The 14,952-nt window shown below is 72.4% G+C and carries 16 protein-coding genes and 1 pseudogene; 10 read left to right on the top strand and 7 right to left on the bottom strand.

Annotated features, from left to right (window positions below):
• Nucleotides 1–15: 15 nt before the first annotated feature.
• On the bottom strand, nucleotides 16–441 hold the full coding sequence (locus AFR_RS43870) for an STAS domain-containing protein (protein WP_023363715.1): 426 nt from the start codon (nucleotides 439–441) through the stop codon (nucleotides 16–18).
• Nucleotides 442–576: 135 nt separating this feature from the next.
• Here AFR_RS43870 and AFR_RS24430 point away from each other — a divergent pair, with 135 nt between their 5' ends.
• From AFR_RS24430 to AFR_RS24420, 3 genes are all read left to right on the top strand, one after another.
• Complete coding sequence (locus AFR_RS24430; protein ID WP_023363714.1) at nucleotides 577–1,755, top strand: PP2C family protein-serine/threonine phosphatase; 1,179 nt, start codon at nucleotides 577–579, stop codon at nucleotides 1,753–1,755.
• Between the two features lie 73 nt (nucleotides 1,756–1,828).
• Nucleotides 1,829–2,017, top strand: a complete 189-nt coding sequence (locus tag AFR_RS24425) for a hypothetical protein (protein ID WP_023363713.1) — start codon at nucleotides 1,829–1,831, stop codon at nucleotides 2,015–2,017.
• A gap of 11 nt (nucleotides 2,018–2,028) precedes the next feature.
• The gene (locus tag AFR_RS24420) at nucleotides 2,029–3,348 is read left to right on the top strand and encodes a neutral zinc metallopeptidase (RefSeq protein ID WP_041841095.1); all 1,320 of its coding nucleotides are present in this window, start codon (nucleotides 2,029–2,031) and stop codon (nucleotides 3,346–3,348) included.
• Between the two features lie 14 nt (nucleotides 3,349–3,362).
• Here AFR_RS24420 and AFR_RS24415 read toward each other — a convergent pair whose 3' ends face one another.
• Together AFR_RS24415 and AFR_RS24410 are read right to left on the bottom strand one after the other, a co-directional pair.
• Nucleotides 3,363–4,070, bottom strand: coding sequence for a GAF domain-containing protein (locus AFR_RS24415; protein ID WP_023363711.1), 708 nt, complete (start codon nucleotides 4,068–4,070; stop codon nucleotides 3,363–3,365).
• A complete protein-coding gene (locus AFR_RS24410; protein ID WP_023363710.1) occupies nucleotides 4,067–4,540 on the bottom strand; it encodes a DUF6098 family protein in 474 nt (157 codons plus the stop codon). The genes AFR_RS24415 and AFR_RS24410 overlap by 4 nt, the downstream gene beginning before the upstream one ends.
• Between AFR_RS24410 and AFR_RS47990 the strand changes: the two genes are divergently transcribed.
• Together AFR_RS47990 and AFR_RS24405 are read left to right on the top strand one after the other, a co-directional pair.
• Complete coding sequence (locus tag AFR_RS47990) at nucleotides 4,539–4,871, top strand: hypothetical protein (RefSeq protein ID WP_238547129.1); 333 nt, start codon at nucleotides 4,539–4,541, stop codon at nucleotides 4,869–4,871. The genes AFR_RS24410 and AFR_RS47990 overlap by 2 nt on opposite strands.
• The gene (locus AFR_RS24405) at nucleotides 4,766–5,698 is read left to right on the top strand and encodes a M20/M25/M40 family metallo-hydrolase (protein ID WP_338012116.1); all 933 of its coding nucleotides are present in this window, start codon (nucleotides 4,766–4,768) and stop codon (nucleotides 5,696–5,698) included. The genes AFR_RS47990 and AFR_RS24405 overlap by 106 nt, the downstream gene beginning before the upstream one ends.
• Here the strand turns inward: AFR_RS24405 and AFR_RS24400 are convergent.
• The 3 genes and pseudogenes from AFR_RS24400 to AFR_RS24395 form a co-directional block, all read right to left on the bottom strand.
• Nucleotides 5,691–6,653 carry a DNA polymerase domain-containing protein gene (locus AFR_RS24400; protein WP_202963947.1) on the bottom strand — a complete coding sequence of 321 codons (963 nt, stop codon included), beginning with the start codon at nucleotides 6,651–6,653 and terminating at the stop codon, nucleotides 5,691–5,693. The two genes, AFR_RS24405 and AFR_RS24400, sit on opposite strands and share 8 nt — an antisense overlap.
• Nucleotides 6,654–6,768: 115 nt before the next feature.
• Nucleotides 6,769–7,013, bottom strand: a pseudogene (locus AFR_RS46215) (dipeptidase); the annotation flags it as partial.
• 38 nt (nucleotides 7,014–7,051) lie between these two features.
• Nucleotides 7,052–8,140, bottom strand: coding sequence for a glutamate-cysteine ligase family protein (locus tag AFR_RS24395; RefSeq protein ID WP_023363708.1), 1,089 nt, complete (start codon nucleotides 8,138–8,140; stop codon nucleotides 7,052–7,054).
• Between the two features lie 129 nt (nucleotides 8,141–8,269).
• On the opposite strand from AFR_RS24395, the gene AFR_RS24390 reads away from it, so the two are divergent.
• Genes AFR_RS24390 through AFR_RS24375 form a run of 4 tightly spaced genes read left to right on the top strand, consistent with a single transcriptional unit; the run spans nucleotide 8,270 to nucleotide 13,426 of the window.
• Nucleotides 8,270–9,949 carry an ABC transporter substrate-binding protein gene (locus tag AFR_RS24390; protein ID WP_023363707.1) on the top strand — a complete coding sequence of 560 codons (1,680 nt, stop codon included), beginning with the start codon at nucleotides 8,270–8,272 and terminating at the stop codon, nucleotides 9,947–9,949.
• Nucleotides 9,946–10,830, top strand: coding sequence for an ABC transporter permease (locus AFR_RS24385; RefSeq protein ID WP_023363706.1), 885 nt, complete (start codon nucleotides 9,946–9,948; stop codon nucleotides 10,828–10,830). The genes AFR_RS24390 and AFR_RS24385 overlap by 4 nt, the downstream gene beginning before the upstream one ends.
• Nucleotides 10,827–11,816: an ABC transporter permease gene (locus AFR_RS24380; RefSeq protein WP_023363705.1), complete on the top strand. Its 990-nt coding sequence runs from the start codon at nucleotides 10,827–10,829 to the stop codon at nucleotides 11,814–11,816. The genes AFR_RS24385 and AFR_RS24380 overlap by 4 nt, the downstream gene beginning before the upstream one ends.
• Nucleotides 11,813–13,426 (top strand): dipeptide ABC transporter ATP-binding protein, encoded by a 1,614-nt coding sequence (locus tag AFR_RS24375; RefSeq protein ID WP_023363704.1) that lies wholly within the window; start codon nucleotides 11,813–11,815, stop codon nucleotides 13,424–13,426. Before AFR_RS24380 ends, AFR_RS24375 begins: the two co-directional genes overlap by 4 nt.
• On the opposite strand, the gene AFR_RS24370 is transcribed toward AFR_RS24375, so the two are convergent.
• A complete protein-coding gene (locus AFR_RS24370; RefSeq protein ID WP_023363703.1) occupies nucleotides 13,414–14,304 on the bottom strand; it encodes an SDR family oxidoreductase in 891 nt (296 codons plus the stop codon). The two genes, AFR_RS24375 and AFR_RS24370, sit on opposite strands and share 13 nt — an antisense overlap.
• A gap of 81 nt (nucleotides 14,305–14,385) precedes the next feature.
• On the opposite strand from AFR_RS24370, the gene AFR_RS24365 reads away from it, so the two are divergent.
• Entirely contained in the window at nucleotides 14,386–14,952 is a 567-nt protein-coding gene (locus AFR_RS24365; protein ID WP_023363702.1) for a TetR family transcriptional regulator, read from the top strand.

The raw sequence follows: 14,952 nt of genomic DNA, 5'->3' as shown, positions 1-14,952 counted from the left end.
CGTCTGCGGCGGGGGTCAGCGCCTGCTGCTCAGGAAGCCCATCGCGGCGCCGCCCGTGCCGGGCACCGCCGGCGGCACCGGCGGTCTGGCCAGCCCGAGGTCCTCGAGCAGACCGGCTATCTGCAGGATCCGGTAGACCATGGTCGGGGTGTTGCGCAGCGCCAGGTCACAGCCCATCTGCCGGGCGTCGTCGCGGCACAGCAGCAGGCCCGTGAGGCCGGCCGAGTCGAGGTAGGTGACCCCCTCGAGATCGAGATCCACGCCGGGTGGGCAGTGCTGCCGCAGCACGGCGACAAAGGCGTCGTGCAGCCCGGCGCTGCTCGTCGCGTCGAGATCACCGGAGACCCGGAGACGAGGACGCTCCCCGGCGGGCCGGGACACCACGAACGCGGGTGCGCGCCGGCCCTGCCACTGCTTGTCGGGCCACAGTTCGGAAAGCATGGGGACTCCAGAAATGACGGGTCAGGATCCCCTCGCTGCTGAAGGTCCTTCCGATTATCCCGATCTCCACCGTCCGGCGGGCAACACGTACCGCTAACGAATGACATCGGGAGAAGATCTCGTAGGGTTCCGGTCATGACATCGGAGCAGGAGGGACTGTGGCTCAGAGCCCTGTCGAGCGTGCTGGAGCGCTCCCACCTGTGGCTTCCCGAGGAGTTGGCGCCCGCGGTGGCCGCCGCGGTGGCGCCTCTGGGCATCCGCCCGGCGATCTACGTGGTCGACGACGAGCAGCGGGCCCTGCGGCCCGTCCCCGCTGACGACCGGCCCGCCGGCGGGCCGCTGTCCCTGGAGGGCACCGTCGCCGGCCGGGCTTTCCGCACGGTACGCACCCAGCCGGGCGGCACGGCGAGCTGGTGGGTGCCGATCGTCAACGGCACGGACCGCCTCGGGGTGATCGAATTCGCCTTCCCGGGCGGGCTCGACACCGGCGACGAGGTGCTGCGCCGGCGGTGCGAGGTGCTGGCGGGCCTGGTCGGCCACCTGATCACGGTGACCGTCCCCAAGGGCGACTTCCTGCTGCAGGCGCGCCGGGCCCGGCCGATGTCGGCCAGTGCGGAGCTGCTCGACCGCATGCTGCCACCGCTGACGGTCAGCTGCGAGCGGCTGACGATCAGCGCGATCCTCGAACCCCGGTACGACGTCGGCGGTGACGGCTACGACTACGCCCTCGACGGCTCGACCGCCTGGATGTCGGTGTTCGACGGGGTCGGGCACGGGTTGCGGGCCGGTCTGGCGTACACGGTCGCGGTCGTGGCGATCCGGGCGGCGCGGCGGGCCGGTGCAGGCCTGGCGGCGCAGGTCGCGGCGGCCGACGCGGCGCTGCTGGAGCAGTTCGGCGCCGAGGCCCGGTTCGTCACCGCGGTCGTGGCCGAGCTGAACCTCGACACCGGCGACCTGCGGTACGTCAACGCCGGGCACCCCGCGCCCCTGGTGCTGCGCGGCGGCAAGTTCGTCGAGGAGTTGCCGGCCGGGCGGCGTACCCCGCTCGGCGTGCCACCCGTCCGCGGCGAGATCGGTCACGCAACGCTGCGCCCGGGGGACTGGCTGCTGTTCTACACCGACGGCATCACCGAGGCGCGCAACAACGAGCAGCAGATGTTCGGGACGGGCCGGCTGATCGAGCACGCGGAACGGCACGCCGCGGCCGGGCTGGCCGCGCCGGAGACCCTGCGACGGCTGGCGCACGCCGTCGCCGAGTTCCACGAAGGATCAGCCGTGGACGATGCCACGCTGCTGCTGGCCGCCCTGAAGTAGCGCATATCTACCCGCTGCCCGGGTACGCGCCCGTCGCCCGCACCAGCGGGCGACACCACGGCAGGAGGCAGCCATGACCAACCCGCAGCAGCCGGAGATCCGGCGCAGTGACGAGTCCCCGACCACCAAGCAGCGCACCGAGGACGCCGACCCGACCTCGGCGCCGGGCGGGAGTCACGACCGCACCGGTGATCGGCCCGTCCCCGAGGGACAGGTCTCGCCGTACGGGCCGTCCGGGCACACCGCGTCCGACAACTCCTGAGCGCGGCCCCCGTGCGCGCTCTCCGGATCCCCCGAGGACTCTGCGCCGTCGTGCTGCTCGCCACCGTGGCGGGCTGCGTACCGGTGCTCGAGTCCGGACCCGTCACGAGCGGGACGCCGTCCTCGGGCAGCGTCCCGCGCGGGGACGTGGTCACCGCCGCGCTCGACGACGTCGAACGTTTCTGGACCGCCTCCTACCCGGCGCTGAGTGACGGTGCGGCCTTCCGGCCCATCCAGGGCGGACACCACCCCTACACCCGGTCGGATCCGCCGCCGGCGTGCGGTGATCAGCCCGGCGAGTACCAGCCGAACGCGTTCTACTGTCCCGCCGGGGACTTCATCGCGTGGGACGCCGAGGTGCTCATCCCGCAGCTGCAACAGGACTTCGGGCCGTTGCTGGTCGGGGTGGTGATTGCCCACGAGTACGGTCACGCGGTCCAGAACCGCCTGGGCCTGAGCGACGCGCCCACGGTCGTGCTGGAACAGCAGGCCGACTGTTTTGCCGGCGCCTGGACCGCCGACGTCCTGGCCGGGCGCTCCACGGCGTTCCGGGACGTCACCGCGCCCCAGCTCGACAGCACCGTGGCCGGACTGCTGCTGCTCCGCGACCAGCCGGGTACCTCCGCCCAGGCACCGGAGGCGCACGGCAACGCCTTCGACCGGATCCGGGCCCTGCAGGACGGCGTCGAGAAGGGCGCCGCGACGTGCGCCGCCTACCGGGCCGACAACCTCCCGGTCACCGAGGTGCCGTTCACGACCCGGGAGGACGCCGCCAGCGGAGGAGATCTGCCGTACGCCGACGCGGTGAGCGCCCTCTCCGAGGATGCGCAGGACTACTGGTCGCGGACCTATCCCGGGCTGGCCGGGTCACCGTGGCCGACGCTCCGGGTCGAGCCGTTCGCCGTGCTGCCACCGCAGTGCGACGCGCCGGACGCCTCGGCCGGCGGGTCGGCGTTCTACTGCCCCGAGGGTGACTTCGTGGCCTTCGACAACGCCCGGCTCGGGCCGGACCTCTACCGGCGGATCGGCGACAACGCGATCGGCATGCTGCTCGGTGACCTGTTCGCGCGGGCCGCACAGCACCGCCGGGGTGCGAGCACGACCGACCGGGCGGGCCAGCTGGCCGTCGACTGCCTGGCCGGTTCGTGGTCCAACGACCTGCTCACCACCCGGCCGGGTGAGGGCCTCACCCTGTCTCCCGGCGACCTCGACGAGGCCGTCGCGGCGCTGCTGGCCTTCGGGCGCGCCGGTGACCAGACCGGCACCAGCGCCTTCGACCGCATCGCCGCGTACCGCGACGGTGTGCTGGAGGGTCTGCCGGCCTGCCGGTGACACCGGCAGGCCGGTCAGGGACCGCGGCCGATCAGGTCGGCCGCGGTCTCGGCCAGGGTGCTGCCGGTCCCGGCGGCCCGGATGCACAGGCTCAGGTACGCGTCCTCCGGCCCGCAGTGGTTCTCGGAGCGGATGAGCTCGATGGCGAGCCGGATGGTGGCGCGGACCGCGAGCGCCTCCGCGTACCCGGACACCAGCTCACGGCCGCCGTCGTCCAGCCCGGCGAGCGCCTCGTCGAGCGTCGTCCGGGCCGGATCCCCGTGCACCGCCCAGATCCCGGCGATCAGGGGTGCCATCGCCGCGTGGTCGGTGCCGTAGATGTTGAGCACGGCGATCGGCTCGCCCCGCCCCGCGAACAGCGGTACCGACACCGAGGCGACCAGGCCCATTCGCGGGGCCATCTCGTGGAACTTCGGCCACTGCACCATGGTGTCGATGGCGGGCACACCGATCGGGGTGCCCCGGCTCAGAGACTCGAGGCACGGGCCGGCGTCGTCCGCGTACTGAGCTTCGTCTACCGCCCGGATCAGCTCGTCGCTCACGGCCACGGTCGTGTGGTGACCGCCGAGCAGGGCGGTGATCGAGGCGTACCGGGCGGCGCCGACGCGGTCCGCGGTGAGTTTGGCGATGGTCAGCAGGCGGCCGTCCAGGTCCGGCGAACGCTCGGGGGTCCCGGCCACCGCGATCATGGCGGCGGTCAGCGCGCCGTGTGCCGCCGTCATCGGGCACTCCGCCGGTCCAGCGGTCCGCATTCGGCCGAGTGCTGGGCCTCGATCAACTGCTCTCCCTCGATCAGGGCGGCCTCGGCGATCCACGCGACCGGCCGGCGTACCCGGACCAGTGGCTCGTTGTCCGGGCCGCGACCGCACTGCTCACCCACGAGCACCCACGGCCGGACCTCGGGCCCGCGGAGGTACCGCAGGTGGCGGTAGTCGTACAGGCGCCGGGCGACCCAGAGGCGCGGGGAGCGGTCACCCCACCACGGTTCGACGGCCAGCGGGTTGGCCGACAGTCCGGGCAGCGGTACGCCGGTGAGCGAGTCACGGCTGGTCCCGTCCCGTCGCAGATCGGCGTCGGGGCCGGCGGACCACCGGACGAAGAGCTGGTCTTCCTCCGCGGACTTGGTGACGAGGTCGGTGAGGTCGTCCAGGCCGGCGAGAGTGGGGAGTTTCTCGGACACGAAGTGCCGCATGCCCCGATCCTCCGGCGTTAGTCGTGGCCGGACGCGGGTACCCGCCCGGGCCATGGTGAACGGCGACATCCAGGACTTCCTTTCCGTGCACCGCGACGCGATGGTCGAGCAGCTTGTCGGCTGGCTGCGGATCCGCTCGGTCGCGGGCCTGCCCGAGCACGCTCCCGATCTGATCCGGTCGGCGAACTGGCTGGCGGCGGAGTTGCGCGCCCTCACCTCAAAGTCCTGGTCGAGGGCGAGGAGGAGTCGGGTTCGGCACGGCTGGAGAGTCTGCTCACCGAGCACCGCGACCGGCTCGGCGCCGACCTGGTGGTCTTCTCCGACACCCTGACCTGGCGGGCCGATCATCCGGCCGTCTGCACCAGCGTCCGGGGCATGGTCATGGCCGACCTGACGGTCTACGGCCCCCATCGCGACGTGCACAGCGGTGCGGCGTCCGGACCCGCACCGAACGCCGCCGTGGAGCTGGCCCGCCTGCTCGGCCGGCTGCACGACGACAAGGGCCGGATCACGCTGCCCGGCTTCTACGACGAGGTGGAGGAGCCCTCCGAGAGCCGCCGCGCCGAGCTGGCTGACCTGCCGTTCAGCGATCAGGACTGGCTCGACCGCTCGGAGACCCGCAGCGTGGCCGGCGAGGCCGGCTACAGCGTGCTCGAGCGCCTCTGGGAACGCCCCGCCGCCGAGATCATCAGCCTGATCGCCGGTGATCCCGTCGGCATCTCCCGCTCGGCGATCCCCGCGGTGGCGAACGCGTCCGTGAACATCCGGACCGTTTCCGGCCAGCGGGTCGCCGGCGTCGCCGATCAGCTGCGGCGCTGGGTGACCGACAATCTCCCGGACACCGTCGAGTACGACCTGACCGTCGCCGAGGAGACGGGGCAGGAGCCGTACCGGACTCCGGGCGACCTGCCGGCGCTGAAGGCGCTGGAGGCGGCGATGCGGGAAGGTTTCGGGCAGGCGCCGGGCCGGATGGGTAACGCCGGCGGCGGCCCGGCCGAACTCCTCAACCGGGTCCTCGACGCCCCGGTCCTGTTCTTCGGCGTCGGCCTGCCCGAGGACCGCTGGCACGACAGCGACGAACGCGTGTCCGTGGACATGCTGGTCAAGGGGGCCGCGACCCTGGCTGCACTGTGGTCACGGCCGGACGCGCTCAGGTGAGGGGTGGCAGGACCTGCGGACGGTCCAGGACGGCGTGGAACAGGTCACCGCGTTCCGCCAGGCGCTCCAGGACGTCGTCGATCGTGAACCCGTCCGGGCGCAGGGCGGAATCGTCCAGCTCGTCCCAGCCGATCGGGGCGGACACCGGTGCGCCCGGCGCCGGGCGGGGGCTGTAGGGCGCGACCAGCGTCCGGTTGATCGCGTTCTGCGTGTAGTCCAGCCGGGCCAGACCGCCCCGGTCACTCTTCTGCCACTTCCAGCTCACGAGTTCCGGTACGACCGCACCGACCGTCCGCGACAGCTCCTGGACCCAGGCCCTGGTCTCCTCGAAACCCGGGCCGTTGACGATGGGCACCCAGATCTGGATGCCGCGGCGCCCGGTGACCTTGGCCCGGGCGGTGACCCCGAGGTGCTCGAACGCCGTACGGTGCAGCCGGGCCAGGGTCAGCACGTCCTCCCACCCGGTGGCGGGACCGGGATCCAGGTCGACCAGGGCGTACGTCGGCCGGTGCGGAGCCTCCGCGCGGGAGGTCCACGGGTGCCACTCCAGCGCCCCGAAGTTCGCCGCCCAGACCAGGGCGGCCGGCTCGTCGGCCACCAGGTAGGTCCGTGTCTCGCCCGGATCCGCCTCGGGATTGTCCCAGCGTGACAACCAGGCGGGCGCGTGAGCGGGCAGCTCCTTGTGCCAGAACCCCTTGGTCTGCGCGCCGTTCGGGTACCGGTGCAGGTTCAGCGGGCGCCCGGCCAGATAGGGCGTCAGGGTCGGTGCGATCCGGGCGGTGTAGCGCAGGAAGTCGCGCTTGGTGACCGGCGGGCGGTCGTCGCGGCCCGGGAAGAGCACCTTGTCGAGATTGGTGACCCGCAGCTGCCGGCCGAAGACCGTCCAGGAGCCGCCGGCGCCCAGCGAGTCCAGCTCACCGGCCTCCACCGGCGTGAGCGGATCCGTGATCGGCATCCGGGCTGGGTACCCCGCCGGCGGACCCCTGAACGCCCAGCCCGATGAGAAGAAGTGCCTCGGCGAGGCAGGTCCGGGTGAACTCGGCCAGGTGCAGGCCCTCGTACGGCCCGTGCGCGCCGGGTGGTGCGGGCCGGTGCCCGAGGACCGACGGTTGCCCACCCGCGCGGACGATGTCGGTCTGCAGTCCGCAGCCGCGGCGAGCTCGGCGACGGCCGCGGCGGACCGTTCGACGTGCGTGTGGTCGAAGCCGTCGAAGGCGATGCCCGGGATGCGGATCAGCCGTGCGAGGTCGGCCCGGACCCCGGGCATCTCACGGTTGATCGCCCGCTCCGCCGCCCCACGACTCCAAGGTGCCATGAGCGCAGCGCGTTCCCCGGAGGCCGGTCGTCAATCCTTCAGGGACGTGCGGTGGCCCGGTCCAGCACGTCGTCGGCGGGACATCGGCCGCGCAGCACGTAGCGTTCGAGGAAGTCCGCGACCGCATCACGCAGGTCGCGGGAGACACCCTGCCGGGCCAGCGCACCGTACGCGGCCACAAAACACTCCCGGGCAGCCGCCCCGAGCGCCGGATCGGTCAGCCCGTCACGCGCCGCCCGCTCCCACAGTCGTGGTGTGCCGGTCAGGGCACGGGTCGCGCACTCGGCTTCGGCGGCGGCGTACGGGTCGTCCAGCAGCGCAGCGGTGACCGCGAGCGGCACCCGCCAGCCGGCGCCGGGCTGGCGGTCGGCGACGTCGATCTCCAGGTACCGCCGTGCGGCGACGGGCGGGCGCACCGTAGCGAGGTGCCGGGTCAGGTCGGTGATGGTGGGCCGGTCACCGGGTCCGGACTGCGCCCACTCGCGGAAGGTGCGGGCCGGTCCGCCCAGGACGGGGGAGTCCATGACCAGGGCTGTCCAGGTCGCACGCGGATCGGCGTCGGCGGGTGCGGGTGTCAGGTCGCGACGCAGGGCCTGGCGGACGCTGCGCCAGCCGGTGGGCCGCCCCAGCCGCAGCGGGGAGTTGGCGAACGCCGCGGCCAGCACGGGTGCGACGGCGTTGGCCAGGTGCCAGCGCCGGGCCAGGCCGTACGGGCCCGCGGCGTCGAGTCCCGCCTCGAGGCCGACCCGGAGGCCCGCGCTCGCCGTGGCGAAGGTGGCGGTGCCGGCCGCGGACGGGTCTACCACGTCGGTGGCCTCCTGCAGCACGGCGAGCTGGTGCCCGCTGATCACCCGCAGGGCGAGCGGGAGGTCCTCGGTCATCCGGGCGGCGCTCGACTCGAGGCCGGGTGACGGCGGCCCGCTGACCACGAGGACACGTTCCGACCGTGAGGTGAGGAAGCCGTGCCGCAGGCGAGGGCGGTGCCGCAGCGAGCCGGCCACGGGAGGCGGCAGACCCGGCTGGTCCAGCAGCAGGTCGACGGCGAGCCCGACGAAGCCCGGCAGCCCGGGCGCGAACGCATGGTCGGCGACGAGGCGCTCCGCGGCCGGCTCGGTCAGCGAGATCACGCACACATCCTACTCACACGATAGGAATTGTGGGCCGGACGACATTTGACATCGACGGGCTTGCATTGCCTACCGGATACATCGGTAAGGTGTGCTTCCGAGCCGGATACCGCCCACCGAAGGACATTCATGCGCAGAACCCTGCCTGTCACGCTCACGGCGACGCTGCTGGCCGGTGCTCTCGCCGCTTGTCAGAGTGACCAGGGGTCGTCCTCGGCGGCCTTCGACCCGGCCACCTGCCAGGGCGGCACACTCTCGGTGCTCAACCAGGGTGGCATCACCCATCTCGACCCGGCGCGGCTCTACACCTCCGGCGGCGGCAACATCCCGTCGCTGCTCTTCCGCACGCTGACCACCCGCAACCGCCTGCCGGGCGAGGCCGGCACCAAGCCCGCCCCGGACCTCGCCACCGACCTCGGTACGCCGTCCGACGGTGCCAAGACGTGGACCTACCACCTGCGGGACGGCATCTTCTTCGAGGACGGGACGCCGATCACCGCCGCCGACGTGAAGTACGGCATCGAGCGGTCCTTCGCACCCGAGCTGCCCGGCGGGGCGCCGTACCTGCGGGACTGGCTGGTCGATGCGGCCGATTACCAGGGGCCGTACAAGCAGCCGGACGGTCTGAAATCCATCGAGACGCCGGACGACAGGACGATCGTCTTCAAGCTGCGCAAGCCCGAGGGTGACTTCCCGTTCCTGGCCACGGCCACCCAGTTCGCGCCGGTGCCCAAGGCCAAGGACAAGGGCGCCGACTACGAGAACCACCCGCTCTCCAGCGGGCCGTACATGGTGGCGTCGTACGAGAAGAAGAAGACCCTGCAGCTCGTCCGCAATCCGCACTGGAAGCGCGAGACCGACACCCTGCGGTACGCCTGCCCCGACAAGATCGACGTAACCGCCGGGCTGGACGCCGCGGTCATCAACCAGCGGATCACCACCGGCGCCGGTGCGGACGCGAACGCCGTCACCACCGATGCGGTGGTCGGCCCCGAGCAGCTCGCCCAGCTCGGCACGGGCTCCGAGCTGGACAAACGTGTGGCCCGCGGCGAGTTCCCGTCGACGATCTACCTGGCCTTCAACACCAAAAAGAAGCCCTTCGACGACCTCGAGATCAGGCAGGCCCTCTCGTACGCGATCAATCGCACCTCCGTCGTCAACGCCCTCGGTGGCAGCGCGGTCGCGGGACCCTCGACCACGTTCCTGCCCCCGCAGGCGGCGCTCGGGCACCAGCCGTACGACTTCTTCCCGGCCGGGGAGACCGGCGATCCGGCCAAGGCCAAGGAGCTGCTGGGTGGTCCGCTGAGCATCGAGCTGGCCCACGAGAACGACGACGCCAACGGTCTCGGCCCGAAGGTCGCCGCCGCCGTGCAGGACGCGTTCAAGCAGGCCGGTGTCACGGTGACGCTGACCGCGATCGACAGCGCGACCTACCGCGACGTCACCGGCAAACCGTCCACCCAGCCGGGTCTGTCGCTGCAGAGCTGGGGCGCCGACTGGCCGTCCGGTGGTCCGTTCCTGATCCCGATCTTCGACGGGCGCCAGATCATCACCGGCGGTGGCAACTTCAACCTCGCGCAGTACGACGACCCGGCGGTCAACACCGAGATCGACGCGATCAACGCCCTGACCGACCCCGCCGCGGCCGCGAAGCGCTGGGGTGCGCTCGACGCCAAGCTCGGCGAGCTCGCCCTGGTCGTCCCGCTCACCCACGAGAAGGACGTCTACCTGTACGGCAAGAACGTCAGGAACGCGGTGCCGGACGGCTGGCGCGGCACGTACGACCTGGCGCGGGTCTCCGTCAAGTGACGGTCCGCGTCCTGCACGACCGCGGGTTCACCGTGGGTGCGGCCATCGCCCTGGTCATGGTGACCGTGGCGGTGGCTGCGCCGCTGCTCACCGCGTGGGAGGGCCAGGACGCGACGACCTTCCACAACGACCTGCTCGACTCCGCCCGCGGCGGTGTCCCGCTCGGCTCCTTCTCCGGGGTCAGTGCCGACCACTGGCTCGGCGTCGAGCCGGGCACCGGCCGCGACCTGTTCGCCCGCGTCGTTCACGGCGCCCGTGTGTCCCTCGGTGTGGCCGTGTCGGCGACCGTGCTGCAGGTGCTCATCGGTGTCGGCGTGGGTGTCGCGGCCGGGCTCGGCGGACGTCACCTCGACGCCGTGCTGAGCCGGGTCGTCGACCTGGTGCTGGCCTTCCCGAGCCTGGTCCTCGCGATCGCCCTGCTGGCCATCGTGCCGCCGTCGTGGCCGCGGCCGGCCCTGCTCGCCGTGGTCATCGCGGTCCTGGGCTGGGGCGGCACGGCTCGCATCACCCGGGGCGAGACCCTGTCGCTGCGGACCCGTGACTACGTCGCCGCGGCCCGGCTCTCCGGCGCCGGCCCCCTGCGGGTCGCCCGCCGCGAGATCCTTCCCGGTCTCGCCGCGCCGGTCCTCACGTACGCCGCCCTGCTGCTGCCGACCAACATGATCGTCGAGGCCGGGCTGTCGTTCCTCGGTGTCGGCGTACGCCCACCCACACCGTCCTGGGGTCAGATGCTGTCCACCGCCACCACCTGGTTCCGCGCCGACCCGTTCTACGTCTTCGTCCCCGGTGGTCTCCTCTTCGTCACCCTGCTGGCCTTCGTGCTCGTGGCCAACGGCCTGCGCCGGGTCCTCGACCCGCGGCAGTCCGAGGTACTGCGATGATCGGCTACCTGGCCCGGCGGCTCGGCGGCGCCGCACTGGTCCTCTTCGGACTGTCGGCGATCGTCTACGCGCTGTTCTACCTCGCACCGCAGGACCCGGCTGTGCTGACGTGCGGCAAGGGCTGCACGCCCGAGCGGCTCGCGGACGTGCGCGCGGCGATGGGCCTCGACGAGCCGCCACTCACGCAGTACGCCCACTTCCTGCAGGGCCTGGTCGCCGGTCGTGACTATCCCGCGGGACCCGACGTGCGGCACTGCCCGGCGCCCTGCCTCGGCTACTCGTTCGAGACCGACCAGCCGGTGACGGCCCTGCTCGCCGACCGCCTGCCGGTCTCCGCCTCGCTGGCGATCGGCGCCGAGGTGCTTTCGCTGACGGTGGGCATCGGCGCCGGCCTGCTCTCGGGCCTGCGGCGCTGGCACATCCTCGACAAGCTGGTCAACGGCCTGGTCCTCGCGGGTTTTGCCGTGCCGGTGTTCCTGGTCGGCATCCTGTTGCTGCTGCTCTTCTGCGTCTATCTGCAGTGGCTGCCGTTCCCGACCTACGTCCCGTTCACCACGGATCCGCTGGCCTGGGCCCAAAATCTGCTGCTGCCCTGGACCGCGCTCGCCGTGATCCAGGCGGCCACCTACGCCCGGCTCACCCGGGCCGGCGTGCAGGAGACCCTGGCCGAGGACCACGTCCGGACCGCGCGGGCGTACGGCTTCACCGAGCGCCGCATCGTCTGGCGCCGAGCCCTGCGGGGTGCCCTCGTGCCGCTGGTCACCATCACCGCGATCGACCTCGCCGCCATCATGAGCAGCGCGGTGCTGACCGAGACCATGTTCGGGCTGCCCGGCGTCGGTCAGCTGCTGGTCGGCGCGGTCAACCAGATCGACCTACCGGTGGTCGTCGGGGTGACCTTGCTGACCGGCTGCCTCGTGGTCGCCGGCAACGCCGTGGCCGACCTGCTCCACGCCGCGATCGACCCGCGGGTGCAGCTGCGATGAGCATCCTGACGGTCGACGACCTGCACATCACCTTCGGCGCGACGACCGCCGTCGACGGGCTCTCCTTCGAGGTCCCGTCCGGCGGCGCGGTCGGCATCGTCGGCGAGTCCGGCTCGGGCAAGAGCGCCACCGCTCTGGCCCTGCTCGGCCTGCACGGCGACGCGAAGGTCTCGGGCCGGATCCTCTTCGACGGCACCGACCTGACCACCGCGCCGGACGCCCACCTGCGCCGGATCCGCGGCGCGGGCATCGCCATGGTGTTCCAGGAGCCGCTGTCCGCGCTCAGCCCCTTTCACACCATCGGTGACCAGATCGCCGAGGTGTACCGCCTGCACACCGGTGCGACCCGGCGGGCGGCGCGGGAGCGGGCGGTCGAGGTGCTGCGCCAGGTGCACATCCCGGACCCGGCGAGGCGGGCGGACGCCTATCCGCACCAGTTCTCCGGCGGCATGCGGCAGCGGGCGCTCATCGCGATGGCCCTGGCCTGCCGGCCGAAACTCATCGTCGCCGACGAGCCGACCACCGCTCTCGACGTGACCGTGCAGGCCCAGATCCTCGACCTCCTCGACGAGGTACGCACCACCACCGGCACCGCGCTGCTGCTGATCAGCCACGACCTCGGTGTGGTCGCGGGTTCCGCCGACGAGGTTGTCGTCATGCGGCGCGGTGTCGCCGTCGAGCACGGCCCGGTCGAGTCCGTGCTGGTCAGCCCGGCCGCGGAGTACACAAGAGCGCTGCTGGACGCGGTCCCGCGCCTCGACGCGGAACCGCCCGTCCGGCCGGCAGCGGGTGAACCGCTGCTGCGCCTCGACGACGTCCACAAACACTTCCCCGGGCCCCGGCGCCGGTCGCTGCGACGGCCGGAACCGGTCCACGCCGTCGACGGCATCAGCTTCGACGTGCGCCGCGGCGAGACGCTCGGTGTCGTGGGGGAGAGCGGCACCGGCAAGACCACCCTCGGCCGGATGATGGTCGGCCTGATCCCGCCGACCCGCGGCCGCATCACCTTCGACGGCACCGACGTGGCCCGCCGTCGCGGCCGCTCGGTGCAGATGGTCTTCCAGGACCCGCTGTCGTCGTTGAACCCGCGCCGGACGATCGGCGACAGCATCGCCGACCCGCTGCGGCTGCAACGCGCCGGCTCGGAACGCGACATCCGCCGGACCGTCGAGGACCTGCTGACCCGGGTGGGTCTGGCCGCCGGCGAGTACGACCGTTACCCCCACCAGCTCTCCGGCGGCATGCGGCAACGGGCCGGCATCGCCCGGGCCCTGGCACCGCGCCCCCGGCTCATCGTCTGCGACGAGCCGGTGTCCTCGCTGGACGTCACGACACAGGCGCAGGTCCTGGCCCTGCTCGCCGAGGTCCGCGAGGAGTACGACCTGACGCTGGTCTTCATCTCGCACGACCTGGCCGTCGTGCGCCGGATCGCCGACCGCGTCGCGGTGCTGCAAGCGGGTGCCGTGGCCGAGCTCGGCACCGTGGCACAGGTCTACGAACAGCCTGCGCACGCGTACACGAAGGAGTTGCTCGCGGCCGTGCCGGTCGCCGACCCGGCGGAGGCGCGCCGCCGCCGGGCCCTCCGCCGGGAAACCGCCTACTTGAAGTAGTGACCCTGCTCGAGGTCCTCGAGCAGGGTCGGTCCGGTGGGCTGCCAGCCGAGCAGCTCCCGGGTCGCGGTGCTCGAGACCGGGCTGTCGATGCCGACGAGGGCGGACAGCCACGAGAAGTGGTCGTCGGCGGTGACGGCCTCGACGGGCACGCCCAGGTGGCGGCCGATGACATTCGCGATGTCGCGCTGCTGGACGCCTTCCTCGGCGGTCGCGTGCAGGACCGAACCGGCCGGGGCCTGTTCCAGCGCGAGGCGCAGGAGGCGGGCGGCGTCGGAGCGGTGGACCGCCGGCCAGCGGCTGGTGCCGTCGCCGGGATAACCGGCAACACCCTTGGCGCGCGCGATCCCGACCAGGGTCGCCATGAAGCCGTGGTCGCCGTCGCCGTGCACGGTCGGGGGGAGCCGCACCACGGAGGCGCGGACGTCCCGGCCGGCCAGAGCCAGGGTGAGCAGGGCGTTGGTGAGCCGGGGGTTGGGGTTGCCGGCGTCGAGGCCGTCCTGCTCGGTCGCGACGCGTCCCGTGGCCACCCCGATGGTGCCGGACGCGATGAGGAACGGCTTTCCGGACCCGGTCAGGGCCGCGCCGAACGCCTCGATGGCCAGGCGGTCGGCGTCGGCGGCCTGCGCGAAGCCGCCGGAGAAGGCGATGTCGTGCTTGAACGCGAGGTGGACGACACCGTCGGTGGCGGACGCCGTGTCCCGCAGGACGTCGAGGTCGTCGAGGGTGCCCCGGACGACCTCGGCGCCGGCCGCGGTGAGGGCGGCGGCCGAGGCCTCCGAGCGGGCGAGCCCGGTGACCCGGTGGCCCGCGCCGATCAGTTCGGGAACCGTGGCCGAGCCGATCCAGCCGGACGCGCCGGTGACAAACACGTGCATGAGGAGCCTCCCAGGCTGATGTCAGTTGCTGTCATCAACATAGCTCGGATGTCAGTCGCTGTCATCAGTAGGATGACAATCATGGGGAGATGGCAGCCGGACGCGCGCGGCCGCCTGGAGAAGGCGGCCATGGAGCTCTACGGCGAGCGCGGGTTCGATCAGACGACCGTCGCCGAGATCGCCGAGCGGGCGGGGCTGACCGAGCGCACGTTCTTCCGGCACTTCGCCGACAAACGTGAGGTGCTCTTCGCGGGCTCGGAGCACATGAAGCAGTTCCTCGAGACCACGCTGGCCGAGCTCCCGGCCGGCCTGTCACCGATCGACGCGACCGGCGAGGCCTTCGCAGCAGCGGGCGCGCTCATGCAGCAGCGCCGCGACCTGTCCCTGCAGCGTCAGCAGATCATCATCGCCAACCCCGATCTGCAGGAGCGCGAGCTCATCAAGCTCGCCGCGTGGACCGTCGCCCTCACCCGCGTCCTGCGCGAGCGCGGCGTCGCGGATCCCGCCGCGGGCCTGGCCGCCCAGGCCGGGACGGCCGTCTTCCGGACCGCGTTCGAGGCCTGGATCACCGAGCCCGGCGACGCCGACCTGCCGCAGCTGGTCCGGCAGTCCCTCGAACAGCTGAAGGACGTGACCGCGGGCCGCTGA

The organism is Amorphoplanes friuliensis DSM 7358, from assembly GCF_000494755.1.
In the GTDB taxonomy this organism is placed as follows: domain Bacteria; phylum Actinomycetota; class Actinomycetes; order Mycobacteriales; family Micromonosporaceae; genus Actinoplanes; species Actinoplanes friuliensis.
The sequence above is the reverse complement of the archived record's forward strand: the minus strand, read 5'-3'. Positions and strand labels throughout refer to the sequence as shown.

What these genes read in the sequence shown, in the direction of transcription:
- AFR_RS24410 (WP_023363710.1), bottom strand. Translation starts at nt 4,540, where the DNA reads ATGCGGCACTTCGTGTCCGAGAAACTCCCCACTCTCGCCGGCCTGGAC.
- AFR_RS43870 (WP_023363715.1), bottom strand. Translation starts at nt 441, where the DNA reads ATGCTTTCCGAACTGTGGCCCGACAAGCAGTGGCAGGGCCGGCGCGCA.
- AFR_RS24390 (WP_023363707.1), top strand. Translation starts at nt 8,270, where the DNA reads ATGCGCAGAACCCTGCCTGTCACGCTCACGGCGACGCTGCTGGCCGGT.
- AFR_RS24365 (WP_023363702.1), top strand. Translation starts at nt 14,386, where the DNA reads ATGGGGAGATGGCAGCCGGACGCGCGCGGCCGCCTGGAGAAGGCGGCC.
- AFR_RS24430 (WP_023363714.1), top strand. Translation starts at nt 577, where the DNA reads ATGACATCGGAGCAGGAGGGACTGTGGCTCAGAGCCCTGTCGAGCGTG.
- AFR_RS24380 (WP_023363705.1), top strand. Translation starts at nt 10,827, where the DNA reads ATGATCGGCTACCTGGCCCGGCGGCTCGGCGGCGCCGCACTGGTCCTC.
- AFR_RS24425 (WP_023363713.1), top strand. Translation starts at nt 1,829, where the DNA reads ATGACCAACCCGCAGCAGCCGGAGATCCGGCGCAGTGACGAGTCCCCG.
- AFR_RS24400 (WP_202963947.1), bottom strand. Translation starts at nt 6,653, where the DNA reads ATGCCGATCACGGATCCGCTCACGCCGGTGGAGGCCGGTGAGCTGGAC.
- AFR_RS47990 (WP_238547129.1), top strand. Translation starts at nt 4,539, where the DNA reads ATGCCCCGATCCTCCGGCGTTAGTCGTGGCCGGACGCGGGTACCCGCC.
- AFR_RS24375 (WP_023363704.1), top strand. Translation starts at nt 11,813, where the DNA reads ATGAGCATCCTGACGGTCGACGACCTGCACATCACCTTCGGCGCGACG.
- AFR_RS24415 (WP_023363711.1), bottom strand. Translation starts at nt 4,070, where the DNA reads ATGACGGCGGCACACGGCGCGCTGACCGCCGCCATGATCGCGGTGGCC.
- AFR_RS24370 (WP_023363703.1), bottom strand. Translation starts at nt 14,304, where the DNA reads ATGCACGTGTTTGTCACCGGCGCGTCCGGCTGGATCGGCTCGGCCACG.